The 25698-nt window shown below is 71.4% G+C and carries 21 protein-coding genes; 10 read left to right on the top strand and 11 right to left on the bottom strand.

The features are described 5' to 3' along the window. Window positions 1-21 precede the first annotated feature (21 nt). The 3 genes from gatA to FLX07_RS18485 all read right to left on the bottom strand — a co-directional run bounded on the left by gatA (window position 22) and on the right by FLX07_RS18485 (window position 4002). The gene (gene gatA / locus FLX07_RS18475; RefSeq protein WP_142572047.1) at window positions 22-1512 is read right to left on the bottom strand and encodes an Asp-tRNA(Asn)/Glu-tRNA(Gln) amidotransferase subunit GatA; all 1491 of its coding nucleotides are present in this window, start codon (window positions 1510-1512) and stop codon (window positions 22-24) included. Continuing rightward, a complete protein-coding gene (gene gatC, locus FLX07_RS18480; protein WP_142572048.1) occupies window positions 1509-1808 on the bottom strand; it encodes an Asp-tRNA(Asn)/Glu-tRNA(Gln) amidotransferase subunit GatC in 300 nt (99 codons plus the stop codon). Before gatC ends, gatA begins: the two co-directional genes overlap by 4 nt. 124 nt (window positions 1809-1932) lie before the next feature. After that, window positions 1933-4002, bottom strand: coding sequence for a putative bifunctional diguanylate cyclase/phosphodiesterase (locus FLX07_RS18485; protein ID WP_142572123.1), 2070 nt, complete (start codon window positions 4000-4002; stop codon window positions 1933-1935). Between the two features lie 360 nt (window positions 4003-4362). Here FLX07_RS18485 and FLX07_RS18490 point away from each other — a divergent pair, with 360 nt between their 5' ends. Further along, on the top strand, window positions 4363-5796 hold the full coding sequence (locus FLX07_RS18490) for a glycoside hydrolase family 6 protein (RefSeq protein WP_142572049.1): 1434 nt from the start codon (window positions 4363-4365) through the stop codon (window positions 5794-5796). A gap of 140 nt (window positions 5797-5936) precedes the next feature. Further along, window positions 5937-7037, top strand: a complete 1101-nt coding sequence (locus FLX07_RS18495; RefSeq protein WP_142572050.1) for a hypothetical protein — start codon at window positions 5937-5939, stop codon at window positions 7035-7037. A gap of 7 nt (window positions 7038-7044) precedes the next feature. On the opposite strand, the gene FLX07_RS18500 is transcribed toward FLX07_RS18495, so the two are convergent. Further along, window positions 7045-7932 carry a PhzF family phenazine biosynthesis protein gene (locus FLX07_RS18500; RefSeq protein ID WP_142572051.1) on the bottom strand — a complete coding sequence of 296 codons (888 nt, stop codon included), beginning with the start codon at window positions 7930-7932 and terminating at the stop codon, window positions 7045-7047. Window positions 7933-8209: 277 nt separating this feature from the next. Here FLX07_RS18500 and FLX07_RS18505 point away from each other — a divergent pair, with 277 nt between their 5' ends. Then, window positions 8210-9526, top strand: a complete 1317-nt coding sequence (locus FLX07_RS18505) for an ATP-binding protein (protein ID WP_208762266.1) — start codon at window positions 8210-8212, stop codon at window positions 9524-9526. Window positions 9527-9616: 90 nt separating this feature from the next. On the opposite strand, the gene ligA is transcribed toward FLX07_RS18505, so the two are convergent. Both ligA and FLX07_RS18515 read right to left on the bottom strand, forming a co-directional pair. Beyond that, window positions 9617-11788 carry an NAD-dependent DNA ligase LigA gene (ligA, locus tag FLX07_RS18510; RefSeq protein WP_142572124.1) on the bottom strand — a complete coding sequence of 724 codons (2172 nt, stop codon included), beginning with the start codon at window positions 11786-11788 and terminating at the stop codon, window positions 9617-9619. Between the two features lie 643 nt (window positions 11789-12431). After that, entirely contained in the window at window positions 12432-13442 is a 1011-nt protein-coding gene (locus FLX07_RS18515; protein WP_142572053.1) for a methionine synthase, read from the bottom strand. Between the two features lie 13 nt (window positions 13443-13455). Here FLX07_RS18515 and FLX07_RS18520 point away from each other — a divergent pair, with 13 nt between their 5' ends. After that, the gene (locus FLX07_RS18520) at window positions 13456-14088 is read left to right on the top strand and encodes an MBL fold metallo-hydrolase (protein ID WP_142572054.1); all 633 of its coding nucleotides are present in this window, start codon (window positions 13456-13458) and stop codon (window positions 14086-14088) included. Between the two features lie 110 nt (window positions 14089-14198). Here the strand turns inward: FLX07_RS18520 and mnmA are convergent, their stop codons facing one another. After that, window positions 14199-15284: a tRNA 2-thiouridine(34) synthase MnmA gene (gene mnmA, locus FLX07_RS18525; protein WP_142572055.1), complete on the bottom strand. Its 1086-nt coding sequence runs from the start codon at window positions 15282-15284 to the stop codon at window positions 14199-14201. Between the two features lie 76 nt (window positions 15285-15360). Between mnmA and FLX07_RS18530 the strand changes: the two genes are divergently transcribed. The 3 genes from FLX07_RS18530 (at window position 15361) to FLX07_RS18540 (ending at window position 18007) form a co-directional block, all read left to right on the top strand. Next, complete coding sequence (locus tag FLX07_RS18530; RefSeq protein WP_142572056.1) at window positions 15361-16401, top strand: DUF695 domain-containing protein; 1041 nt, start codon at window positions 15361-15363, stop codon at window positions 16399-16401. A 134-nt stretch (window positions 16402-16535) separates the two neighbouring features. After that, window positions 16536-17456, top strand: coding sequence for a Rieske (2Fe-2S) protein (locus tag FLX07_RS18535; protein WP_142572057.1), 921 nt, complete (start codon window positions 16536-16538; stop codon window positions 17454-17456). Next, complete coding sequence (locus FLX07_RS18540; protein ID WP_142572058.1) at window positions 17453-18007, top strand: hemerythrin domain-containing protein; 555 nt, start codon at window positions 17453-17455, stop codon at window positions 18005-18007. The genes FLX07_RS18535 and FLX07_RS18540 overlap by 4 nt, the downstream gene beginning before the upstream one ends. A gap of 69 nt (window positions 18008-18076) precedes the next feature. Here FLX07_RS18540 and FLX07_RS18545 read toward each other — a convergent pair whose 3' ends face one another. Beyond that, on the bottom strand, window positions 18077-19231 hold the full coding sequence (locus tag FLX07_RS18545; protein ID WP_142572059.1) for a cysteine desulfurase family protein: 1155 nt from the start codon (window positions 19229-19231) through the stop codon (window positions 18077-18079). 102 nt (window positions 19232-19333) lie between these two features. Between FLX07_RS18545 and FLX07_RS18550 the strand changes: the two genes are divergently transcribed. Both FLX07_RS18550 and FLX07_RS18555 read left to right on the top strand, forming a co-directional pair. Then, a complete protein-coding gene (locus FLX07_RS18550) occupies window positions 19334-19825 on the top strand; it encodes a TetR/AcrR family transcriptional regulator (protein ID WP_142572060.1) in 492 nt (163 codons plus the stop codon). Between the two features lie 139 nt (window positions 19826-19964). Continuing rightward, window positions 19965-21188, top strand: a complete 1224-nt coding sequence (locus FLX07_RS18555; RefSeq protein ID WP_142572061.1) for an MFS transporter — start codon at window positions 19965-19967, stop codon at window positions 21186-21188. Between the two features lie 149 nt (window positions 21189-21337). On the opposite strand, the gene FLX07_RS18560 is transcribed toward FLX07_RS18555, so the two are convergent. After that, complete coding sequence (locus FLX07_RS18560) at window positions 21338-22291, bottom strand: electron transfer flavoprotein subunit alpha/FixB family protein (protein WP_142572062.1); 954 nt, start codon at window positions 22289-22291, stop codon at window positions 21338-21340. A gap of 11 nt (window positions 22292-22302) precedes the next feature. Continuing rightward, the gene (locus FLX07_RS18565; RefSeq protein WP_142572063.1) at window positions 22303-23082 is read right to left on the bottom strand and encodes an electron transfer flavoprotein subunit beta/FixA family protein; all 780 of its coding nucleotides are present in this window, start codon (window positions 23080-23082) and stop codon (window positions 22303-22305) included. A 431-nt stretch (window positions 23083-23513) separates the two neighbouring features. Between FLX07_RS18565 and FLX07_RS18570 the strand changes: the two genes are divergently transcribed. Further along, window positions 23514-24416: a hypothetical protein gene (locus tag FLX07_RS18570; RefSeq protein WP_142572064.1), complete on the top strand. Its 903-nt coding sequence runs from the start codon at window positions 23514-23516 to the stop codon at window positions 24414-24416. 19 nt (window positions 24417-24435) lie between these two features. On the opposite strand, the gene FLX07_RS18575 is transcribed toward FLX07_RS18570, so the two are convergent. Then, on the bottom strand, window positions 24436-25671 hold the full coding sequence (locus FLX07_RS18575; protein ID WP_142572065.1) for a serine/threonine-protein kinase: 1236 nt from the start codon (window positions 25669-25671) through the stop codon (window positions 24436-24438). Window positions 25672-25698: the final 27 nt, after the last annotated feature.

The raw sequence follows: 25698 nt of genomic DNA on the forward strand, positions 1-25698 counted from the left end.
CCGTTCCCCTCCCCTCGGCGACTAGAGCGCGGGCGCGCGGGACAGCAGCGGGCCGCCCCACCGGCTCTCGAAGGCCTTCTCCACGGCGGCGCCGACCCGGTAACAGCGGTCGTCGGCCAGGGTCGGGGCCATGACCTGCAGGCCGACCGGCAGGCCGTCCTCGTCGGCGAGGCCGCACGGCACCGAGATCGCCGCGTTGCCGGCCAGGTTGGTCGGGATCGTGCACAGGTCGGCGAGGTACATCGCCATCGGATCGTCGGCCCGCTCCCCGATCGGGAACGCGGTGGTCGGCGTGGTCGGCGAGACCAGCACGTCCACCTGCTGGAAGGCCGCCTCGAAGTCACGCATGATCAGCGTGCGGACCTTCTGGGCCTGCCCGTAGTAGGCGTCGTAGTAGCCGGACGACAGGGCGTACGTGCCGAGCATGATGCGCCGCTTGACCTCGGGGCCGAAACCGGCCGCCCGGGTCAGGGCCATGACCTCCTCGGCGCTGCGGGTGCCGTCGTCGCCGACGCGCAGGCCGTACCGCATGGCGTCGAAGCGGGCCAGGTTGGACGAGCACTCCGACGGCGCGATCAGATAGTACGCGGGCAGCGCGTAGGAGAAGGTCGGGCAGGAGACCTCGACGACCTTGGCCCCGAGCGACTCCAGCAGTTCGACGGCCTCGTTGAACCGGGCGAGCACGCCGGGCTGGTAGCCCTCCCCGCCGAACTCCTTGACCACGCCGACCCGCATGCCGGCCACGTCGGCGTGCCGCGCGGCCTCGACGACCGCCGGGACCGGCGCGTCGATCGAGGTCGAGTCGAGCGGGTCGTGCCCGGAGAACGCCTCGTGCAGCAGCGCCGCGTCGAGCACGTTGCGGGCGAACGGGCCGGGCGTGTCGAGCGAGGACGCGAACGCGATCAGCCCGTAGCGGGACGAGCCGCCGTAGGTCGGCTTCATGCCGACGATGCCGGTCACCGCGGCGGGCTGGCGGATCGAGCCGCCGGTGTCGGTGCCGGTGGACAGCGGCGCCTCGTAGGCGGACACCGCGGCCGACGAGCCGCCGGAGGAACCACCGGGAATCCGGGAAAGGTCCCAGGGGTTGTGCGTCGCGCCGTACGCCGAGTTCTCCGTGGACGACCCCATGGCGAACTCGTCCAGGTTCGTCTTGCCGAGGATCACCAGACCGGCCTCGCGCAGGCGGCGGGTCACGGTCGCGTCGTACGGCGGGAGCCAGCCTTCGAGGATCTTCGAGCCGGCGGTCGTCGGCATGCCGGTCGTGGTGAACACGTCCTTGTGCGCGATCGGCACCCCGGCGAGCGGGCCGAGCGTCTCACCGGCGGCGATGCGCTCGTCGACCGCGCGGGCCTGCGTCAGCGCGGACTCCGCGTCCACGTGCAGGAAGGCGTTGACCCGGCCGTCGACCTCGGCGATCCGGTCGAGGTGGGCCTGGGCGACCTCGACGGCGCTGACCTCTCGGGAGGCGACCAGCGCGCCGAGCTCGGCGGCGGTCTTGCGAATCAAGCTCATTCTTCCTCCCCGAGGATCCGCGGCACGCGGAAGCGGTCGTCCTCCACCGCGGGCGCGCCGGACAGCGCGGCCTCGGGCGTGAGGCCGGGCCGCACGTCGTCGGGCCGGAACACGTTGGTCAGCGGAAGCGCGTGCGAGGACGGCGGAATGTCGTCGGCCGCCACCTCCGCGACGCGGGCGACGGCGCCGACGATCTGGTCGAGCTGGGCGGCGAAGTGGTCGAGCTCGTCGTCGGCCAGTGCCAGCCGGGACAGCCGGGCGAGGTGAGCGACCTGATCGCGGGTTATGGCGGACATGAGTCGTCGAACCCGTTTCATGATGGAGATTGGACCTCCCCATCCTAGGGCTCGCCACCGAGCGCGGCCGACCCGACGAGGCCGCGTCACATGGTCTTAATGCGCCGCCGCCATTTGTGACGGGTCAGTGCGGCGCGAGACGGGCACCGCCGCTCTCGCGGTCCCGGAAGGCCGCGCCGAGCCGGCCGCGTAACCAGGTGGTCGCCTCGCTCGCGGGCATGGGCTTTGCCAGCCACCATCCCTGGCCCGCCTGGCACCCCATCTCGCGCAGCAGCGTCGCGACCTCCGGCGACTCGACCCCCTCGGCGACCGACCTCAGCCCGAGGGACCGTACGAGGTCGATGATCGAGCGGACGATCCGCTCGTCGTCCGGCGAGTCCCCGAGCCGCCGGACGAACGACGCGTCGATCTTGACCTCGGAGACCGGGAGCCGCTGGAGCCGGACGAGCGAGGAGTAGCCGGTGCCGAAATCGTCGAGGGCCAGCTGGATGCCGAGACCGGCCAGGGTGCGGATCGTCTCGGCGCTGTAGGCCTGGTCGGTCATGAGGATGCGCTCGGTGACCTCCAGGCGGATGGCCTCGGGAGGCAGGTCCAGCTTCTCCAGCCCGGACTCCAGTTGCTCGGGCAGGCTCGAATCCAGCAGGTCGCGGGCCGACACGTTGACCGAGACCGGCACCTCGACGCCCGCGTGCCACCACCGGGCCGCCTGCCGCAGCGCGTGGCCGATGACGTGCTGGGTGAGCTCGCGCATCAGGTACGACTGCTCGGCGAGCGGGATGAACTCGGTGGGCGAGATCGGCCCGCGCACCGGGTGCCACCAGCGCAGCAGCGCCTCGATGCTCTCGACCCTGCCGTCCTCCAGGCTCACCTTGGGCTGATAGTGAAGCTCCAGCTCGTCGGCGTCGATCGCCCGGCGCAGGTCGCCGAGAAGGCTCAGCCGCTCCGGCGAGTTGCGGTCCTTGCACGGCAGGTAGAACTCGACGCCGGTGCGGCCCTCCTTGGCCAGATACATCGCCACGTCGGAGCGTTGCATGAGCAGCTCGAAGTCCGGCGCGTGGTCGGGATAGAGCGCGATGCCGATCGACGCGTCGAGGTCGAAGGTCATGCCTTCGAGGCGTACCGGCTCGGTCACGGCGACCCGCAGCCGCGAGGCGACCTCCTTGGCCGCCTGGGCGTCCCTGATCGACGGCAGCAGCACCGCGAACTCGTCCCCGCCGAGGCGGGCCACCACGTCACCGGGCCGCACGCTGTGGGTGAGCCGGTGGGCCACGATCTGCAGCAGCCGGTCGCCGACCGGGTGGCCGAGCGTGTCGTTGACCTCTTTGAAGCGGTCAAGGTCGAGCAGGAGCAGCCCCACCCGCTCGCGCTCGCGCGCCTCGGTCAGGGCCTCCTCGGTGCGCAGGATGAGCATCTTGCGGTTCGGCAGGCCGGTGAGCCCGTCGTGGGTGGCCTGGTGGTCGCGGCGCAGGGAGAGCGTCGCGGTGAAGTAGACCGCGGTCAGCGGCGCGACGAACAGCGGCACCAGGGCCGTGGAGTGCGCCATCACGACCACGACGAGCGGCGCGAGCCCGAGCAGCGCGCCGTAGACGAGGGACTGCGGGCCGACCGACGCCTTCATCACCCTGGCGAGCGGCCGGCGCTCGTGCAGCGCCACCGCCTGGCAGACCAGGATCGCGCGGACCGCGAAGTACGCCGCCGCGGCCAGCACGATCGCCGGGATGTCCGCGCCGTCGGGTGTCCAGGGCACGCGGGGCGCCGGATGCACGCCGAACGCGGCGAAGGCGGCCGCGGCCGCCGTGCAGGCCAGGGTCACCTGGGCGAGGTTGAACAGCACCCGGTGCCAGGCCCTGCGATGCACCAGGCCGCTGACCACCACGGCGACCGCCTGCATCAGCACCGCCGTCGGCAGGCCCTGGTACATCAGCACGGCGAAGGTGAACATCGTGGAGGTCGGCGTGCCCCCGACCAGCGTCGAGGAGCTGAACGTGACCGGGCGCAGCTCGCCCAGCACCACCAGGACGGTCAGCATCCAGAACAGCGGAGTGCGGGCCGCCTCGCCCAGCTCGCCGAAGCCGAGCCGTACCTGCGTGATCACCAACGCGGTGACACCGACGGCGGTGACCGCCGTGAGGTAGGCCCACAGGGGCGAGCCGGGGCGCGGTCCGGTGTCCCGGGTGTCGACGGGCGCGGACATTTCGCCCAGGTCGACGACGGGCAGGAGAACGCGTGGCACCCCGGCGAACGGCATAAGACCGCGTGAAAGCGTCATCGGTAAGAAACCCCCCAAGAGGTCACTATGGGAGGGTACGGCCTCTGGGCCACTTCGCGAAACCGCTTGGGCACACTCCGTCACCATGATTTCTGGAGATATCACGGTCTGACCCGACCTGCGGTGAAAGTTTCAATTGCTCCACAGGTCCGATCCCCCGCCCGCCTGCACCTATTAGGTTGATCGTCCCAACGAACCCTAGGTGGCCCTTCTTGGACTGCCGTCGGCTCCTTACCATCCGAGACACCTGTGGGAGCGCTCCCACATTATCGGACGGAGTATTCCATGTCTCGCAGATTGACGGCGGCTGTGCTCACAGCGGTCGCCACGGCCGCGGTGGGAGCGACCGTACTCACCTCCTCCGCCGCGCAGGCCGCCGACTCCGCCTTCTACGTGGATCCGACGACGAACGCCGCCAAGTGGGTGGCGGCCAACCCCGGTGACAGCAAGGCCTCGGTGATCAGGGACCGCATCGCCGCCGTCCCGCAGGGCCGCTGGTTCGCCAGCTACAACCCCTCGACCGTGCGCAGCCAGGTCGACGCGTACGTCGGAGCCGCCGCCTCCGCCGGCAAGATCCCGATCATGGTCGTGTACGAGATGCCGAACCGCGACTGCGGCGGAGCGAGCGCCGGCGGTGCGCCCGACCACTCCTCCTACCGCGCGTGGATCGACCAGGTCGCCGCCGGTCTCGGCGGGCGGCCCGCCTACATCGTCCTGGAGCCCGACGCCCTGTCGATCATGCCGAACTGCATGAACTCCTCCCAGCAGGCCGAGGTCCAGGCCTCCATGGCGTACGCCGGGAAGAAGTTCAAGGCCACCTCCTCGAACGTCAAGGTCTTCTTCGACGCGGGCAACGAGGCCTGGGTGGGCGCCTCCGACATGGCCAACCGGCTGCGGGGCGCCGACATCGCCAACAGCGCGGACGGCATCGCGCTCAACGTCTCCAACTACCGGTTCACCACCGCCACGATCTCCTACGCCAAGAACGTCATCGCGGCCACCGGCCTGTCCTGGCTGAAGGCCGTGATCGACACCAGCCGCAACGGCAACGGCCCGGTGGGCAGCGAGTGGTGCGACCCGGCCGGCCGCGCCACCGGCGCCTGGAGCACCACCAACACCGGTGACTCGGCGATCGCCGCCTTCCTGTGGGTCAAGCCTCCGGGCGAGTCCGACGGCTGCATCGCCCCCGCGGGCCAGTTCGTGCCGCAGCGGGCCTACGACCTGGCGATCGCCGCGCCGTACACCCCCTCGCCGTCCCCGTCCCCGTCCCCGTCTCCGACCCGGTCTCCTTCGCCGTCGCCGTCTCCCTCTCCGTCCCGGTCGCCTTCGCCGTCCCCCTCGGCCTCGCCGTCGGCGTCCCCCTCGCCGTCCCCCTCGCCGTCCCCCTCGGCCTCGCCGACGTTCACCGGCGACCGCGGCTGCACGGCGGTCTACAAGGTCGTCAGCTCGTGGCAGGGCGGCTTCCAGGGTGAGATCACCGTGACCGGCGCGGGCACCTCGGCGATCAACAACTGGACCGTGAACTGGACGATGCCCAGCGGGCAGTCCATCACCCAGTCGTGGAACGCCAACCTCACCGGCAGCAGCGGCAGCATCTCCGCCTCGAACGTGAGCTGGAACGGCAGCCTCGCCCCCGGCTCCAGCACCTCGTTCGGCTTCCTCGGCAACTCCAGCGGGACCCCCTCCACCCCGTCTCCGCTGGTCTGCACCACCTCCTGATCCCCACCGCACAGTTCAGGCGTGCCGTACGGCCTTTGCCGTACGGCACGCCCTTTGCCATACGGTGCGCCCTTCGCCGCGGGTCCCGGCATCTGCTCGGGTTCGGGCTCCGCCGGAGAGGGCTGGCGTACAGTCGGTTCATGATCTTGTGGCGGGAACGGATCGGGCGCGGCCTGGCCGGCGGTGTCGTGATTGTTCTGCTTCTCGCCGCAACCGCCTCGTATCCCGTCGAGATGCCGGCCGCGTGGTTCCTGGAGGCGGACGGCTGCCCGACCGCAGTGATGGATGTGCGAGGGACCGCCGATCGGCCGGGGCCTCTGGTGCCCAGCGAGGGCGCCGTCTTGGTGACGCTGTGCGAGCTGATCACGCCGTTGAGGTATGGTCCCGGGCCGCTGCCGTCACCACGGCCGGGGCGAGACCGTAGCCTCAGCACCCATGTGGCCGAGATGATCGCCATCCTCAACGCGCTGCCCGCACGAGATGAGGCGGAGGCGGAGGCGCGGGCCGAGATGGCCACCGAGGGCCGGACGCCACCCGATGATCTGCACCTCGGCGAGGTCTGTGTGGACGTCGGGTACGGCGAACAGTTGTCGTTCGCGGTGCGCTACCGCGACCGCCCGCCCGTGCTGCTCGTGCTCGACCGCAACTGCGGTCTGGTCCACAGCGCGGGCCGGACCCGGTTTCTGCGCGGACAACCCGTGGACCGCTTCCTCTCCTTCTACCGGGACCAGATCGCGAGGGACTCCGACGCGGTCCCGGCGCCCACGTGCCCGGGCAAGGTGGCCGTGGCGGAGATCGACAATCGGCCGGACCCGGAGTTCCCGGAGGACGGCATGGCCCGCAACCGGGGCCGTACGGACCGGTTCCTGCCCAGCCCGCTCGCCGTGGTCACCGCCTGCCGCTATCGCGCGGACGGAGACGATCTGCGGCTGCGCGCCCACCGGGTCGTCCGAGACGGTCTCGAACCCGTCCGGGCACTTCTCAACAGCGCGGCCACCATACAGAGCGTGACCGACGACCGGGGCACCACCGACTTCGTCAACCGCGTCGACTGCGGCAGGCCGAGGGCCGCGACGCCGGTCAGCCGTCTCGACGTCGTGTGGGCGGCCGACACAACGGGTGCCGTCGCCGAGACGCGGATCTGGCGGACCCCCTGCCAGGCCGTGTTCACCGGCACCGCCGCCGAATTGAAGGCCGAACCCGCGTTGCTGGATCGGCTCGACTCCTGGCTTGGCCGGTAGGACCGCGTCATCCCCCGGCAGGAGCACGGACCGCCGCGCCGGACACCCGGACCCGGGTATCCCCGTCCCGCAGTTCCACTCGCAGCAGACCGGGCCGTCCCATGTCGACACCCTGGTGCAGGGTCAGCACCGCAGCGGGACCGGCCTCGCCGAGGTCCCGCAGATACGCCCCTAACGCGGCTGCGGCGGCCCCGGTGGCCGGGTCCTCCACGATCCCGCCCACGGGGAACGGATCACGCACCTGGAAGACGTCCGCCGACTCTCGCCACACCAGTTGCAGGGTGATCAGATCCCGGTCGGTCATGTACTGCGCCAGCCCTGAGAAGTCGTAGTCCAGATCGGCCAGGCGCTCACGGGTGGCGGCGGCCAGGACCAGGTGGCGCGATCCCGCGAAGGCGATCCGCGGGGGCAGTCCGGGATCAAGCTCGTCGAGCCGCCAATTCAGCGCGTCGAGCGCCTGCGCCACGTCGAGGTCGCCGACCGGCTCCACGTACGGCTCGACGCTGGTCAGGGTCGCCCACAGCACGCCATCGTCGTCCGCCGTCACCTCGACCGGTACCGTTCCGGCCTGCGTCTCGAAGACCAGGCCACCCGGACCGATCCGTTCGGCGAGGGCGACCGCCGAGGCCACGGTGGCGTGCCCGCAGAACGGCACCTCCATCTTCGGACTGAAATATCGCACGGTGAACGTCCGGCCGGTCTCGGCAGGGTGCTCAGGAGCCGCGCTCAGGAATGCCGTCTCCGGATGACCCACCTCCTCGGCGACGGCGAGCATGGCCGCCTCGTCCAGCCCGGCGGCGTCGAGCACCACCCCGGCCATGTTGCCGCCGGCGGGATCGGTGGTGAAGGCCGCGTAGTGCAGGACGGGGGCTATCGGATCAGCAGAAGTCGCCACGTTCGAAGGAACAGGAGAGCAGATGCCTCTGTTCCCCGGGCGCGAGAGCGCGTCGCGAGGTTCAGGGGTTGTCGGCGGCCCGCGCTTCCTCTGCAGGCTCCTCCATCAATGTAAGATCGCACCTACGTTAGATTGGTTCTACGTATGATCGAGGCGATCTGTGGAATTCAAGGGGAGGGCCGCCGATCTCTCGCTACTTGATCGGCAGTTGCGGCAGGTGACGGAGGGATCGGGCGGCACTCGCGGGCGCGCCATGATCATGACCGGCCGGCGACGGGTGGGAAAATCGCGACTGGTTCAGGAGTTCTGCGACCGCGCCGGCGTGCCGTACGTGGTCTTCCAGGCCACCAGGGGCCGTAGCCCGGTGGCCGAGCGTGCCGACTTCATCGGCATGCTCGCGCAGTCCGCGCTGCCGGGTGCCGAATTGATCGCCGGGGTGCAGGCCGGAGACTGGAACCAGGCACTCCGTGCTCTGGCGGTGGCCGTGCCCGACCAGACGCCGAGCATCGCGGTCATCGACGAGGTGCCGTGGTTGGTGGAACAGGACCGCGAGTTCGAAGGGGCGTTGCAGACGGTCTGGGATCGGCATCTGTCCGCCAAGCCGGTGCTGCTCATCCTGGTCGGCAGTGACCTGTCGGTGATGGAGGCGTTGCAGTCCTATGGCCGCCCCTTCTTCGGCCGCGCCGCGAAGATGACCGTCCAGCCGCTCCACCCCGCGGATGTGGCCGTCATGACCGGGCTGGACGCCGCCGACGCCATCGACGCCTTTCTGATCACCGGGGGTTTTCCCGAGGTGGTCCAGGCGTGGCAGCCGGGCATGAGCCGCGTCGACTACCTGCGGGAGTCGTTGAGCAATCCGCTGTCCGCGCTGCTGATGGCCGGTGAGCTGTCATTGCTCGGGGAGTTCCCCGAGACCTCCCACTCGCGTGCGGTCCTGTCGGCGGTGGGGATCGGGGAGCGCACGTTCTCCGCCATCGCCACCGAGGCGGGTGGCGCCTCCCCCCTGGCCTCCGGCACTCTTTCGCCGCTGCTGTCCACCCTTATCGGCAAGCGGGTGCTGGCCGTCGACACCCCGCTGTCGACCAAGCCGGACACGAAGAACAAGCGCTATCGCATCGCCGATCCGTATCTGCGCTTCTGGCTCGCCTTCCTCGACCGCGGCATTCCGCTGGTCGAGCGCGGCCGGGGCGAACGTGTCCTGGCCACCATCGAACGCTCCTGGACCTCCTGGCGTGGCCGCGCCGTCGAGCCTGTCGTTCGTCAGGCACTGTTGCGGCTTCTTCCTGACGATCGATGGCCCGAGACCGATGCCATCGGCGGATGGTGGAACCGGCAGAACAATCCCGAGATCGATCTCGTCGGGGCGGACCGCGAGCCGGTCGCGCGGCACGTCCACTTCCTCGGCTCGATCAAATGGCTGGAGAACGGGTCGTTCGGCCGCCATGAGTACGAAAGCCTGGTGCGCGACATGCTCGCCGTTCCGGGCGCCGGCACCGGCACTCCGCTGGTGGCCGTTTCCCGCTCCGGTGTCGACGACGGCCTGCCGCTCGCCGCGCACTGGGGTCCCGAAGATCTGCTGGCCGCCTGGCTCTGACGGCATCGGCGTATTCCCCGCTTCTACGGGACCGGAGCCGCCGCGATCATGCGCGCCGTGGGGGTGAACCAGCCGGCTGAGCGGCCGGGGTCACTCCTCGGGGGTAACGGCGACGGCGAGGGCGGCGTCGGGGCCCTCGCTCAGCAACGTGTGGAAGCCTTCCTCGTTGAGAATCGGGACGCCGGCCTTGACCGCCTTGTCGTACTTCGAACCGGGGTTGTCTCCCACCACCAGGAAGCTCGTCTTCTTCGACACCGACGAGGTGACCTTGCCTCCCCTGGATCCGATGGCCTCGCTGGCCTCGTCGCGGCTGAAGTCGGCCAGCGTCCCGGTGACGACGAAGGTGAGCCCTTCCAACGGACGCGGCCCCTCGTCAGCGGGTGACTCGTCGGCCATCCGGACACCGGCGGCCCGCCACCTCTCGATGATCTCCTGGTGCCAGTCGACCGCGAACCACTCCTTGATCGTCGTGGCGACCCTCGGGCCGATGCCCTCCACGGCCGCCAGTTCCTCCTCCGACGCCTCGGCGATGGCGTCGATCGAGCGGAACTCCGCGGCGAGCGCGCGGGCCGTGGGCGGCCCGATGTGCCGGATCGTCAGCGCCACGAGCACCCGCCACAGCGGCTGGTCCTTCTTCTCCTTCAACTGCTGGAGGATCAGCTCGGCGTTCTTGCTCGGCTCACCCGAGATGTTGGCGAAGAACGAGACGACCTTCGGCTCACCGGTCTCCGGATCGGTCTTCGGCTGGCCGGTCTCGGGGTCGCGGACCACCGACCTGATCGGCAGCAGCTTCTCGATGGTCAGGTCGAACAGGTCGGCCTCCGTGCGGACCGGCGGCTCCTGCGGCGGCAGCGGCTGGGTCAGCGCGGTCGCCGCGACATAGCCCAGCCCGTCGATGTCGAACGCGTTGCGCCCGGCCGCGAAGTAGATCCGCTCACGCAGTTGCGCGGGGCAGGACCGGGCGTTCGGGCAGCGCAGGTCGGCGTCGCCCTCCCGCTCGTAGGCCAGCTCGGTGCCGCACTCCGGGCAGTGCGTGGGCATGACGAACTCCCGCTCGCCGCCCTGCCGCAGGTCCACCACCGGACCGACGATCTCGGGGATGACGTCGCCCGCCTTGCGCAGCACCACGGTGTCGCCGATCAGCACCCCTTTGCGCACGACCTCCGAGGCGTTGTGCAGCGTCGCGCGCTCCACCGTGGACCCCGCCACCACCACGGGCTTCATCACGCCGAACGGCGTGACCCGGCCCGTCCGGCCCACGCCGACCTGGATGTCGAGGAGCTTGGTGGTGACCTCCTCCGGCGGGTACTTGAACGCGATGGCCCAGCGGGGGGCCCGGCTGGTCGAACCGAGCTGCCGTTGCACCGGAATCCGGTCGATCTTGACCACGACGCCGTCGATCTCGTACTCCGGGTCGTGGCGGTGGTCGTTGTAGTAGGTGACGAACTCGCGGATCTCGTCGAGGCTCTCGACCACCTTGTAGCGGTCGCTGACCGGGAGTCCGAAGTCACGCAGCCGCTCGTAGACGGCCGACTGGGTGGCGGGCAGCGGGGCGCCGCCCTCCCACTTGCCGACGCCGTGGACGATCATCCGCAGTGGCCGCTGCGCGGTGACGCGAGGATCCTTCTGCCGCAGCGAGCCGGCGGCCGAGTTGCGTGGGTTCATGAAGGGCGTCTTGCCCGCGTCCATGAGCTGCTCGTTGAGCTTCTTGAAGCCCTCGACCGGCAGGAAGACCTCCCCGCGGACCTCCAGCAGGTCGGGCACGTCGTCCCCGTCGAGCCGATGCGGCACGTCGCCGAGCGTGCGGATGTTGGGGGTGATGTCGTCGCCGGTGCGCCCGTCGCCCCGGGTCGCGCCCCGCACCAGGCGGCCCTTCTCGTACACGAGCGCCACGGCCAGGCCGTCGATCTTCAGCTCGCACAGGTAGGGCCCGGGGTCGGCCTCGATCAGCCGCTCGGCCCTGGCCTGCCAGCCGGCGAGGTCGGCGTCGTTGAAGGCGTTGTCGAGGCTCTCCAGGCGCTGGAGATGGGCGACGGGGGTGAACTCGGTGGAGATCGGCGCCCCCACCTTCTGGGTGGGCGAGTCCGGCGTACGCAGGTCGGGATGCGCCTCCTCCAGCGCGAGGATCTCCCGCATCCAGCCGTCGTACTCGGCGTCGCTCACGGTGGGTGAGTCGAGCACGTAGTAACGCCAGTTGGCGTCACCGAGCAGTTCCGAAAGCTCGGCGTGCCGCTCCCGCGCCTCGCCCGGCGCGCTCTGCACTTCCCCGCTCGCGCTCTGTGCTCCCCCGCTGGCGCTTTGTGCTTCTGCGCTGCCGCTCCCGGTGGTCTCGGCGGCGCCCGTCACGCTTTCGACCTCGCTCACGGCCTCCGCGTGGCCGTTCGCCTCATCGGCGAGCACCGTGTCATCCAGCCCGGTGTCATCCAGCCCGGTGTCATCCAGCCCGGTGTCGTCAGGCCCAGCGTCATCGAGCCCGGTGCGGTCGAGCCCGTCAGTCTCGTCAGCCCTGTCGGTCACGTCGCCCGTCTCCCCTCGTCAGACACCCAGGGCAACCGTATCTCCGGCCACTGACAGTTAGCGAAGGACGGGGCGGGGGCCGCGCCGAGGACGTGGGCGGCCCCCGCCGGATCACTCGGCGGGAAGGCCGCTCCAGACCAGCACGGCCCCTCGCTTCAGGAGCGATCGAGAATCACGGTAGACCGCTTGTCGCCCACTTTCATTCCTTTTTGCCCGGGCGACTCGGGCCGGTCGCCGCGGATGGAGGGGAACCGGCCCGAGGGTCAGCCTCCCTGGGTCCAGACCCGTTCCCAGCGCCCTCGCCCACCGTGCCCTCGTCCACCGTGCCCTCGTCCACCGTGCCCTCGCCGTGCTCGCATCGGCCGGTCGGCCGCGGACCACGGCGGCCTTACTCGCCGGGGTCCTCGCTCAGCACCCGGGCCGCCTCCCTGCACCGGGCCAGCGCCGCCTTGGCGTACGCGGGCGAGGCCCCGGCCAGGCCGCAGGAGGGGGTGAGCACGACCTGCTCGGCGAGCCGGGCGGGCGGGAAGCCGAGGCGCCGCCACAGCTCGACCGCCGGTTTGGCCACCACCCCGACGTCCGCCAGCCGGGTGTCGGTCCCCGGCACGACGCCGAGGAACAGCGCGAGCCCCTTCTCGATCGTCTCCCCGATGGCGTCCTCGTCACGGCGGCGCAGCAGCGCCGCGTCCACCGACGCGCCCCGCGCGCCCGCCGTACGGATCACCTCGTACGGCACGCCCGGCGCGCAGCAGTGGACGACCGGGAAGGCGGGTGCGAGCGCGGACAGCACGGTCCTCAACCGTTCGGCCGCGATCGGGGAGTCGACGGCGGCCAGCCGCCCGAAGCCGGACGCGGTCGGCACCGTGCCCGCCAGCACCCCGGGCAGCCCCGGCTCGTCGATCTGGACGACGAGGTCGGCTCCGGGAATCCGGCGCCGGACCTCCTCCACGTGCCGCGCGAGCCCCTCGGCCAGCGACTCGGTCAGGTCGCGTACGGCTCCCGTGTCGGCGAGCACCTTGTCGCCGTACCTGAGCTCGATCGCTCCGGCGAGCGTCCACGGCCCGCATGCCTGGATCTTGAACGGCCCCTGGTAACCCTGGGAGACCTCCTCCAGGCCGTCGAGGTCACGGGTGAGGTGGTCCCTGGCCCGCCTGAAGTCCCGTCCCGGCCGGTCGGCGAGCCGCCAGCCGGACGGCTGCACCTCCACCGGCAGCTCGACCAGGAGAGACGCCGTACGGCCGATCATGTCCGCGCCGACGCCCCGGCCGGGCAGCTCGGGCAGGTAGGGCATGGGCAGTTCGCCGAAGGCCGTCCTGACCGCCTCCAGATGGTCCTCGCCCGGGTAGGACCCCACCCCGGTGGCCGTGGCCCGAGGCCATGGATAGTCGCTCACGTTCATTAGCTTAGGGTTTATGAAACTCACCAAACTCGGACACGCGTGCTGGCGGCTGGAGAAGGACGGCCGGACGCTCGTCATCGACCCGGGCTCGTTCAGCGGCGAGGGACTCCTCGACGCCGCGGACGCGGTGCTCGTCACCCATGAGCACTTCGACCACGTGGACGCGAGTCTGCTCAAGAACGCGAGCCCGGACCTGGAAATCTTCACCTGCCAGGCGGTCGCCGACCAGCTCGGCCAGATCCCGGCGAAGGTCCAGGTCGTCAACCACGGGGACGCCTTCGACACGGCGGGCTTCCACGTGCAGGCGGTCGGCGAGTGGCACGCGCTCAACCTCCCCGACGTCCCGCCCGTGCAGAACGTCGGCTTCTTCGTGGACGACGAGGTGTTCTACCCCGGCGACGCCCTCACGCCGCCCGGGCGCGACGTGCCCACGCTGCTCGTGCCGACCAACGCGCCGTGGCTCAAAGGAGCCGAGATGATCATGTATCTGCGCTACGTCCGGCCCGCCCGGGCCTACTCGACCCACGACGGGCTGGTCAACGAGATCGGCGCGACGCTGATCGACAACTGGCTCGGCATGGAGGCCGACAAGCAGAAGGCCGACTTCCGCCGCATCCCGGCCGGGGAGTCCGTCGACATCTCCTGATGTCGACGGCCGGGATCTCGGGCGGCCGGGATCCCGGCCGGCTGGAATCTCAGACGGCCGGAATCTCAGACGGCCGGAATCTCAGACGGCCGGAATCTCAGAGCCTGATCTCAGACGGCCGACGCGATCGTGGCGGAGCCGATGACGACGTCCCCGTCGTAGAGGACGGCGCCCTGACCCGCCGCGACGCCGGTCGCCGGGCGGTCGAGCTCGATGTGCAGCTCGCCGCCGGAGACCTGGGCGCGGCAGCCGTACACCTCGCCGTGGGCGCGCAACTGGACCGTGCACGTGATCGGCTCGTACGGCTCCGTCAGCGGGCCGTTCCACACCGGCCGCTCGCTCACGATGCTCCGGACCTCCAGGGAGGTGCGGGGACCGACCGTGACCGTGTTGGACACCGGCTCGATCGACAGCACGTAGCGCGGCCTGCCGTCGGCGGCAGGCCGGTCGATGTGCAGGCCCTTGCGCTGCCCGACCGTGAAGCCGTACGCCCCCTGGTGGCTGCCGACCACCCGGCCGGTGAGCGCGTCGACGATCGGCCCCTCGGACGCGCCGAGCCGGTCGGCGAGGAACGCCCGGGTGTCGCCGTCGGCGATGAAGCAGATGTCGTGGCTGTCGGGCTTGTCGGCGACGGTCAGCCCGCGCCGCGCCGCCTCCTCGCGCACCTGCGCCTTGGTCGAACCACCCAGCGGGAAGATCGCGTGCGCGAGCTGCGCGCGGGTGAGCACGCCCAGCACGTACGACTGGTCCTTGGCCTCGTCGACGCTGCGCCGCAGCACGCCGTCCTCCAGCCGTGCGTGGTGGCCGGTGGCGACGGCGTCGAAGCCGAGCGCGAGCGCCCGGTCGAGCACCGCCTCGAACTTGATCTTCTCGTTGCAGCGCAGGCAGGGATTGGGGGTGCGCCCGGCGGCGTACTCGCTGACGAAGTCCTCGACCACGTCACGATGGAACCGTTCCGCCATGTCCCACACGTAGAAGGGGATGCCGATGACGTCGGCCGCCCGGCGCGCGTCGCGGGCGTCCTCCAGGGTGCAGCACCCGCGCGCGCCGGTGCGGTAGGACTGCGGATTGGACGACAGCGCCAGATGGACGCCGGTGACGTCGTGCCCCGCCTCGGCGATCCGGGCGGCGGCCACCGCGGAGTCGACCCCGCCGGACATGGCGGCGAGGACGCGGAGCTTTCGTGTGGGACCCATAACAGTTCGAGGTTACCGCCCGCGGAGCCGCGCCCGCGTTGGCATCGGGGCGGGCGGGCTGCCAGGATGCGGGGTCATGCGAGTGTTCGGGCGCAAGAGCGAGTCCGCCGACCCCGCCGAGGCCATCGCGGCATTCTGGACCTGGTGGGATCAGTCACGGCCCCAGATCGACGCGGGCGTCGAGGCGGAGGACCCCGAGGCCCTGTTCGAGCTGATCGGCCCCGCCGTCACCGCCCTTCATCCGTCCCTCGTCTGGGAGATCGCTCCCGGCCGCATGGCCGTGAACGCCCTGGTCGTCAGCGCGTCGAACGACCCGGAGCTGCGGCCGTTCGCCCACCGGTGGGCCCTGGCGGCGCCGCCGGCGGACGCGATGTGGGAGTTCCATCCGTCGCGGCAGGCGAACCCGCAGGCCGCGGATCTGACGGTCGACGTCGGCGGTCGCGAGTTCGGGCTCGACCGGCTGGTGGTGGCGCTGCGCGTGCCGCCCGGCGCGCCGCGCGTGGACGTCACCGCATTCCACCCGATCTTCCCCGACGTCGACGACGACACGCGGACGGAGGCGGCCTTCCTCGCGCTCGACTGGCTGCTGGGCGAGGACGAGGTGGCCCGCTGGGTGGGCGAGATCGTGGCCGCGGAGTTCGAGCCGATCGACGCCCTCCCCGCGATCCATCTGCCCGCCGTCGTCGCCGACGTGGCGGAGGGTTTCGCGGAGGAGCAGTGGGCGCTCCTCGAAGGCACCACCGCCACCGGCGGCCGGCTGACCGCCGCCGCCCGCTATCCCCTCCGGCCGGTCGACTTCCCGCTGTTCGACCAGCACATCGCCGTCACGCTGCCCTACCGGGAGGCCGACGGCGACGGGCTGCCCGCCGGGGCCTCCCTGGACGCGCTGCGCGACTTCGAGGAGCGGCTGACGGAGCGCCTGGCCGCGCTCGGCTCCGCCGTGCTGACGGCCCACCTGACCGCCGACCGCAGCCGGGTGCTGCACGTCTACGCCGACCCCGCGGCGGCCGTGCCGCCCGTGGTCGAGGAGGCCGCGGCCGAGTGGAAGGAGGGGCAGGCCCGCGTCGACGTGGCCGAGGACCCCTCATGGAGCGCGGTCGCCGCCTTCCTGACCTGAATCGCCCATTCAGCGCGTTTCATCACATTTGAGCACGGGCACGTCGCGATAGACGCAACGCGCGGGCGGGGGCCCGCGTTCCGCCCGCTCCCGCAGGCTGCGGGGCCGATCCGGCGATGGGATTGGGATCGGACATGGCTCAGCGCGCACTGGACCGGTTGCTGAACGCGATCGAAGGCGATGCCCGCCTCGACCGGCCGGGTCACCGGCTCGAACAGGGCCTCGCCTTCGCCGAGAACCTCCTCGGGGTCACCGGAGGCCGCGCCCGCGGTTTCCTGCACGGCGTCTGGCTGGGGCACCCTCTCCACCCGGTGCTCACCGACCTCCCGATCGGCTCCTGGACGACGGCGCTGGTCCTGGACCTCACGGGGCAGAAGCGCGCGGCGCGCGCAGCCGTGGGAGTCGGCCTCGCCGGGGCACTGGCCGCGGCGGTGACCGGCCTGCACGACTGGCAGCACACGCACGACAACGCCCGGCGCGTCGGCATGGTCCACGGCACGCTCAACACGCTCGCCGTCGCCCTGTACGGCTGGTCGTGGTGGCAGCGGGGCCGGGGACACCACCTGCGGGGGCGGCTCGCCGCCCTGCTCGGCTATCCCGTGATCATGGCCGGCGGCTTTCTGGGCGGCACGCTCGTCCACCGCCACCGGATCGGGGTCGACCAGACCGGCGGGCAGCTCGATCCCCGCCACTTCACCCCTGTGCTGGCCGAGCGCGACCTGACCGGCGACCGGCTCCACCGGGTGCGGGCGGGCGACGTGGACGTCGTCCTGGTCCGCGCGGACGGCCGTATCCACGCGCTGGAGAACGCCTGCCCGCACCTGGGCGGCCCGTTGTCCCAGGGCTGGCTCCGCGACGGGTCCATCACCTGCCCCTGGCACGGTTCGCAGTTCGAGCTGCGCAGCGGCGAGAGTCTGAACGGCCCGGCCACCGCCCCCGTGCCGTGCTTCCAGACCCGCGTACGCGACGGGTGGATCGAGGTGCGCCGGGCGCCGAAGCCGACGAGCTCGCCTCCCGGCAGCGCGCTGGTCCACCAGCAGGAGGTGCGGCCATGAGGAGAAGGCCACAGGCGCTCACGGAGGTGCGGGAGGCGCCGCCCCGACAGGAGCGCAAGAGGGCGACGCGGGTGCTCGTGGAGCACCACGAGGTGCTGCGGGGGCTCATACGGCGCCTGCTGGAGACGCCGCGCTCGGAGCCCGGACGACGGCGCGCGCTCGCCGACGAGCTGTTCGACGAGCTGCGGATGCACGAGCTGATCGAGGAGGAGATCTTTTATCCCGCGATGCGGGACGTCACCCCGGCCGTCGGCGCCGCCTGGTCCGAGCACCGCCAGCTCAGCGACCAGCTCGCGGCGCTGGTGCGCGCCGACCCCCGGACCGGCCGGTTCGACCGGGAGCTGAGGGTGATGCATGACGCGCTGGAGTCGCACGCCCATCTCGACGAGGAGCGGCAGATGTTCCCCGAGATCGAGCGCTTCGCGGATGAGGAGCAGCTGATCGAGCTGGGCGACCGGCTCCAGGCCCGCCTCGGGCGGCTGCGCTCGTCGCGGCGCCTCCGGACGGTCCATCGCCTGCAGCGCGCGCTGCTGCGCCGTACGGCCCGGTAGGCGCGGCGACGGCCGTCACCGGATCCGGCGGGGCCCATGCCCGCGCTCTAGAGGGACAACCGGGGCAAGTTACGACAGACCAGCACGACGAGCGCGCTCGACGACATGCCCGATGACCTCCGCGACCCGGTCGACGTCCTCTTCCACGGAGGTGTGACCGAGGGAGAAACGCAGCGAGCCGCGGGCGCGGGCGCCGTCCTGGCCCATGGCGAGCAGCACGTGGGACGGCTGGGCGACCCCGGCCGAGCAGGCCGAGCCCGTGGAGCACTCCACGCCCTTGGCGTCGAGGAGCATGAGCAGGGCGTCCCCCTCGCACCCCGGGAACGAGAAGTGGGCGTTGCCGGGCAGCCGGTTCACCGGGTCGCCGTTCAGCACGACGTCGGGCACGGCCAGCCGTACGCGCTCGATCAGGTCGTCGCGCAACGCCGACAACCGCCCGGCCGTGGCGGGCTGCCGGGCCACGGCCGTCTCGACCGCCGCCGCGAACCCGGCGATGGCCGGCGCGTCGAGGGTGCCGGAGCGGATGTCGCGCTCCTGCCCGCCCCCGTGCAGGACGGGCACCGGATCGACGCCTCGGGCCAGCAGCAGCGCACCGACGCCCACGGGACCGCCGACCTTGTGGCCGGACACGGTCATCGCGTCCACGCCGGACTCGGCGAACGAGACCGGGAGCTGGCCGACCGCCTGCACCGCGTCGGTGTGGAAGGGGATGCCGTATTCGTGCGCGATGGCGGCCAGCACGCGCACCGGCTGCACGGTGCCCACCTCGTTGTTGGCCCACATGACGCTCACCAGCGCCACGTCGTCCGGGTCGCGGGCGATGGCCTCGCGTAGCGTCTCCGGATGCACCCGGCCCCGCTCGTCCACGTCCAGCAGCTCGACCCGGGCGCCGTGGTGGTCGCCGAGCCAGTGGGCGGGGTCGAGGGCGGCGTGGTGCTCGACCGCGCTGATCAGGATCCTGGGCCGCCTCCTCGCCCAGAACAGGCCTTTGATGGCGAGGTTGTCGGCCTCGGTGCCGCCGGCCGTGAACACGACCTCGCTCGGACGGGCGCCGAGCGCGCAGGCGATCGTCTCGCGCGACTCCTCGACGACCCGGCGGGCACGGCGGCCCGCCGCATGCAGGGACGAGGGGTTGCCGACCTCCCTGAGCTGGGCGGTCATCGCCTCGATCGCCTCGGGAAGCATCGGCGTGGTCGAGGCATGGTCCAGATATGCAGCTCCCACGGCCCCTCCCTGACAGGTATTCAGCCCACCAAGCGTATCCGGGTGAGCAAAGGGCGGCGGCACATGTCGCAACTTAACCGTCCAGACGGTACAGTAGGGGGCATGAGGAGGGACGAACTGCTGGACGCGGCCGAGGGCCTGCTGCAGGATCAGGGCACCCAGGCCCTGACCCTGGCTGCGGTGGCCGAGCGCGCCGGCGTCAGCAAGGGCGGTCTCCTCTATCACTTCGCGAACAAGGAAGCGCTCGTCAAAGGCATGATCGAGCGCCTGATCGCCGACTTCGACGCGCTCATCGAGGCACAGGCGGAGAGCACCTACACCCGGGCGTACGTCGCCGCGACGTTCGAGGCCGTGGAGACCGGCCGGCTGCGACGATGGGCCGTGGTCACGGGTGCGGCCGGCGATCCCGAGCTGCTCGCGCCGCTGCGCGGGGCGATGGACCGCTGGATGCGGCAGGGTCTGGACGACGAGCCCGACCCCCTGACCTCCCAAGTCGTACGGCTGGCCTGTGAGGGCGTCTGGGAGGTCGCCACCCACTGTGCGGCGATCATCGACTACGCCGCGATCCGCGCCAGGCTGCTCGCCCTGTTGTAGCGCACCGCTGCGTGAACCCCTGACCTACACCTGGTGGTCGCCCTTCCTTCCGGCTCTGCCGTGGAAGGGCGACCTGCTCGTGTCTGCCCGTAAATCCGGGCCTGGAAACCCACTTGACTCACCTGGAAAGGAAGCTGTGATGACCCGCGCTTTGAGGAAGGCCCATCGGGGGGCAGTCCTCACCTTCGTCCTGGCCGGCCTGATGTGTGGAACCTTCACCGTGCGCCTCCCGGCCCTGGCCGAGCGACTCCGGCTACCGGAGTCGTCGGTCGGGCTCACCCTGCTCAGCTGGGGGATCGGCGCGCTGCTCACCATGCAGCTCATGCGCGTGGTCCTGGCGAGGATCGGCAGCCGCGGCGTCCTGCGCGCGGCCGCTCCCCTGTGCGCGGCGTCACTGGTCCTCGTCGCGTTCGCGCCGTCCTTCCCGGTGCTGGCCGTGTCCGCCGCGCTGTTCGGCATGGCGTTCGGCGCGGTCGACGTCGGCATGAACGCCCAGGGCTCGGCCGTCGAGCGCGCGTACGGCCGGCCGATCATGAGCGGCCTGCACGCGGGATGGTGCGTCGGCGCGATCTCGGCGGGCCTGCTCGGCACGGGGGCCATCGCCCTGGGCCTGTCCCTCACCGCCCACATCCTGGTCGTCGCCCTGGTGTCGGTGCCGGCGGCGCTGGCCCTCAGCCGTCTGCACCTGCCCGACCCCGCGCCCGAGACGGATGAGACGGACGAGGCGGGCCGGGCGTCGGCGCGTGCCCGGCGCAGGCTGCCCGGGGTCGTCTACCTGCTCGGCGCGGTCACCTTCGCCGCGTTCATGGTGGAGGGCGTCGTCGCCGACTGGAACGGCCTGTATCTGATCGGCACGCTGCACGCCTCCGAGGCGGTCGCCGCGCTCGGCTACCCGGTGTTCGAGGCGGGCATGCTGCTCGCCCGGCTGGCGGGCGACCGGCTGCGCGGCCGCTACGGCGCCCGCGGGCTGATCATGTTCTCCGGGGCCGCCACCGCGCTCGCGTTCCTCGTGGTCATCGCCGCGCCGGTGACCGTGGCCGCCGTGGCCGGGCTGTTCTTCATCGGGCTGTCGGTGGCGACGATTTCGCCGATGGCACTGTCGCTGGCCGGAACCGCGACGCGCGAGCCCGGCCCGGCGATCGCGCAGGCGAGCACGATGGGCTACGCGGGCCTGCTGCTCGGGCCCGTGGTCATCGGCTTCCTGTCCGCCGCGGCCTCGCTGCGGCTCGCGATGGGCGTGGCGGTCGTGCTGGGCGTCGTCATCACCGTGGCCGCCCGGCTGCTGCCCGCGTCCCGTGCGGAGATCATCCCGCTGCCGGTCCGGCCGGCAGAGGAGGAGGCCCGCCTCCGCACGGCGGCCTGACGCCTGCCGGGCCGGCGCTGGCGACGGGCCCTGGTCGCCGCCTCCGGCATGCCAGAGGCGGACCTGATCCCGGATCAGGTCCGCCTCCGATGTGCGGGGCGCCGGCGTCCGGCCCGTGCCGTGTGGACACACGGCACGGGCCGGACCCGTCACCTGCGCTTGTCGATCTCCTCCGTGAGCTGCGGGACGACCTGGAACAGGTCGCCCACGACACCGAAGTCGGCGATCTCGAACAGGGGCGCCTCGGCGTCCTTGTTGATCACGACGATGGTCTTGGAGGTCTGCATGCCGGCCCGGTGCTGGATGGCACCGGAGATGCCCGCCGCGATGTAGAGCTGCGGGGACACGGTCTTGCCCGTCTGCCCGACCTGGAACTGGTGCGGATACCAGCCGGCGTCGGTCGCGGCCCGCGAGGCGCCCACGGCCGCGCCGAGTGCGTCGGCGAGCTTCTCGATGATCGAGAAGTTCTCACCCGAGCCCACGCCCCGGCCGCCGGAGACCACGATCGCGGCCTCGGTCAGCTCCGGACGGGCGCCCTTCTCCTGCACGACCCGCTCGACGATCCTGGCCGCGCGGGCGGCGTCCGACAGCGCGACCTCCACCTTCTCCTCGGCGCCGGCCGCGGCGGCGGCGACGGGGGTGGTGCTGTTCGGGCGGACCGTGATGATCGGCGTGCCCCTGGTCACGCGGCTGTGGACGTTGACGCCGCCGCCGAAGATCGACTGCTCGGCGACGAAGCCCTCGCCGACGCCCACCGCGTCCGAGATCACACCGGAGTCCGTCTTGACCGCCAGACGGCCGGCGATCTCCTTGCCCTCGCCGGTCGCGGCGACGAATACCGCGGCAGGGGACCGCTCGGCCACCAGCTGCGCCAGCACCTCGGCCTTGGGCGCCACCACGTAGTCGCCGATCTCGTCGGCCGCCGCCACGTAGATCTTCTCGGCGCCGTACTCGGCGAGCCTGGCCTTCACGGCCTCGGAGTAGCCGGGACCGGCCCACACCGCGGCCGGCGTGCCCAGCGACCGCGCCAGGGTCAGCAGTTCGAGGGTGACCTTCTTGACATCGCCGTCGGCGTGCTCGACGAGAACCAGAATCTCACTCATCACGGGGCCCCTCAGATGAACTTCTTCGACGTGAGGAACTCGGCGGCCTTGGCTCCGCCGTCGCCCTCATCCTTGATCACGGTGCCCGCGGCACGCGGCGGGGCGGTGGCGAAGTCGACGACCTCGCTCCAGGCGTTCGCCAGGCCCACCTGGTCGGCCGCGATGTCCGCGTCGGCGACGCCGAGCGTCTCGACCGGCTTCTTCTTGGCGGACATGATGCCCTTGAACGACGGGTAGCGCGGCTCGTTGATCTTCTCGACCACCGACACGACGGCGGGCAGCGACGCCTCGACCTTGTCGTAGCCGTAGTCGGTGATCCGCTCGACCCGGATGGCCGTGCCCTCGACCTCGACCTTGGAGGCGAGCGTGAGCTGCGGGGCGCCGAGCCGCTCGGCCAGCATCGCGGCGAGCATGCCCGTGCGGGCGTCGGTCGACTCCGAACCCAGGATCACCAGGTCGAAACCGATCTTCTTCAGGGCCTGGGAGATGGCGTGGGAGGTGCCGAGGGCGTCCGAGCCGTGCAGCGCGTCGTCGTGCAGGTGCACCGCCTTGTCGGCGCCCATCGCCAGGGCCTTGCGGATGGTCTCGGTCGCCTTGGCGGGACCCATGCTGAGGACGGTGACCTCGCCTCCATGGGCCTCTTTGAGCCGCAGCGCCTCCTCGACCGCGTATTCGTCGAGCTCGTTCACGACGCCGTCGGCGGCGTCGCGGTCGAGCGTCTTGTCATCGGACCTCAGCTTGCGCTCGGTCGCCGTGTCGGGGACCTGCTTCACGCAGACGACGATGTTCATGGCCGGTAGCCGACCTCCCCTTTCCGTACGGCTGACGCCGCGGTTTTCGGTACGTGGCGCGGGGTACGCGCACGTGATGCAGACTGCCAGGTGCTGACGGGCGCGCCTGCGCGGGTGGCCAGGGTGTCGAGCTGACCCTGACCTCCCGGGGTATGTTACCCATCGGTAGCTTAGGTGCAAACCTCCAGGTTTTTAACGGCCGCGTCCTTCGGTTGAGGAATCACCCACAACCCGGCCGCGCCCACTGCCACCCTACCGAACTATGTTCCGGAAGCATCGCGGAGGCCCCCGTGGCCGGAATCCGCTACGGCCGTCGCCGCCCACGGCGACCACTCCGTGACAGCTGGCGGGCTGGAGCCGTATGGCACTCACCCTGCTCCAATATCCCGATATGTTGGCATTTCTACGGTCGATCTTGGGGGATTTCGCCGGTGCGTGGGACGTGGCTGATCGGGGTTCTAGTCGTGAGCCTGTCCGGCTGTGGTGTGGTCATCGACAGGGTCGCCCACCGCGCCGACGCGCCGAGCCCGGTCGCATCGCCACGGCCGACGTCGAGCGCCGCGCCCACTTCCCCCGCGGCCGAGATGGGGCCGACCATCGCCCAGGCGAGGCAGGCCCTGCGGGAGTGGGTGGGCAGATATAACGCGACGCTGCGAAAGCGCAAGTGGTGGAATCAGAACGGCCTGCTCGACGCGCTGTTCGTCGAGGCGGCGCTGCACGAGGGCGTGATCGAACGCAACCATGAGATCTTCGGGTCGAGGCCGGGGCACCAGCCCATCAAGGTGACCGGCACCCCGACCATCTACCTGCTCCGGCCGGAGCGGCAGCGGCCGATCGGCGAATGGTTCATCGCGCAGGCGACCTACAAGGACACCGAAGGCCATGCCCGCCCGCACGTACTCGCGTTCATCCGCGCCCCCGGGCAGTCGTTCAAGCTGGCCGTCGCGGCCCCGATGCACCGGGGCCGGCGAATGCCGAAGCCGCGGTTCGACGCCGACGGCTACATCACCGGCATGGACACCCTCGCGGCGGGCGCCGTGGCCCACGAGTACCAGAACTTCTGGAACAACGAGAAGAAGGAGGGCGCCTCCGGCTACCGCCTGGCCAAGGACAGCTACAGCCGCAAGGCGTTCCCCGCCGTGCACAAGGGGGCGTACGTCGCGTTCGCCGGCCACGGTTCGATCTTCGGCTTCCGCACCGCGGACGGCGGCTCGTTCTTCCTGTTCGGCATGGTCAACGACCCCAAGCACGTCAACCAGGTGCTGAGCGAGGCGCTGCTGGTGCCTCAGGGCAGCAGGACCGTCCAGGAGCTCGGCGCCGACTGGTTCTCCTAGATCGCCTTCCCGCCGAAGATCAGCTCGCGAACACGAGCATGACGAGCAGGAACAGGACGGTGCCGACAGCCATGAGGAGCGTCGCCGTGCTGAACAGCGAGCTGAGCAGCGCCCACACCGCGACGGCCCCGACGCCGCCCGCGAGGTCCACCACGAGCCGCCGCCTCGACTTCCCCAGCAGCCCGAACCCCGCGTCCACGAGCAGGGCGATGCCGTAGAGCACCAGCAGGAGAAGCGACACCTCGGGCAGGTTGGCGCGCGCCGCGGCGGCGAACAGGCCGACGACCACCGCCGAGCCGACCACCCAGCGGCGGTGCAGCTTCTCCCGGTGCGCGGCACGCGGGTCGTCCACCTCTCCCCGCCGGGTCCTGCGCGAGGGCCGGCTCTGCCGCCGATCGCCGGCCCGCCACTGCTGGGTGGGCGCCTCCGACAGCGCGGGCCGCGACGGCTCGATGCCGTCCAGCACCGGCGCGGCCTCCTTGAGGAGCCCGGCCAGCTCGGCCGTCGCCGGGCGGTCCGCCGGATCGGCGCTCAGACACCGCTCCACGATCGGGACGAGCCAGGACGGCACGCCCGACAGGTCGGGCTCACGGTGGACGACCCGGTAGGCGATCGCCGCGGCCGGCCCGGTCCCGTACGGCTGCCGCCCCGACGCGGCGTAGGCCAGCGTCGCCCCCCAGGCGAACACGTCGGCCTCCGGCCCGGCCTCCCGGCCTTCCAGCACCTCGGGGGCCAGGTAGCCCGGCGTGCCGACGACCGCGCCCGAGGCGGTGACCGAGGCCGACTCCAGCGCGCAGGCGATGCCGAAGTCGATCACGTACGGCTCGCGCTCGGAGACGATCACATTGGCCGGCTTGAGGTCGCGGTGGACGACCTCGGCCGCGTGGACCGACTCCAGCGCCTCCGCCAGCCCCAGGGCGAGCCGTAGCAGGTCGGCCCCCGCGACCGGCCCGCCGTCGGCCACGACCGCGCTCAGCGGCCTGCCCTGGACGTACCGCGTGACGATGTAGGGCCGATCCCCCGACAGGGAGGCGTCCAGCACCTCGGCGACGTGAGCCCCGCGAACCCGGCGCATGGTCTCCACCTCGCGGACGAGGCGGGTGATGGCGAACCCGTCGGAGGCGACGTGGGGATGCAGGACCTTCACCGCCACCGTGCGCCCGGCGGGATCGAGCGCGAGGTGGACCTCGCCGAACCCCCCGGAGCCGAGAGCGGAGACCAGACGGTAGGGACCAAGCTGTTCCGGCGTTCCCAATAGGTGCCTCCCGGTTCACCGTGGGAC

It is taken from the genome of Microbispora bryophytorum (assembly GCF_006874465.1).
Classification (GTDB): domain Bacteria; phylum Actinomycetota; class Actinomycetes; order Streptosporangiales; family Streptosporangiaceae; genus Microbispora; species Microbispora bryophytorum.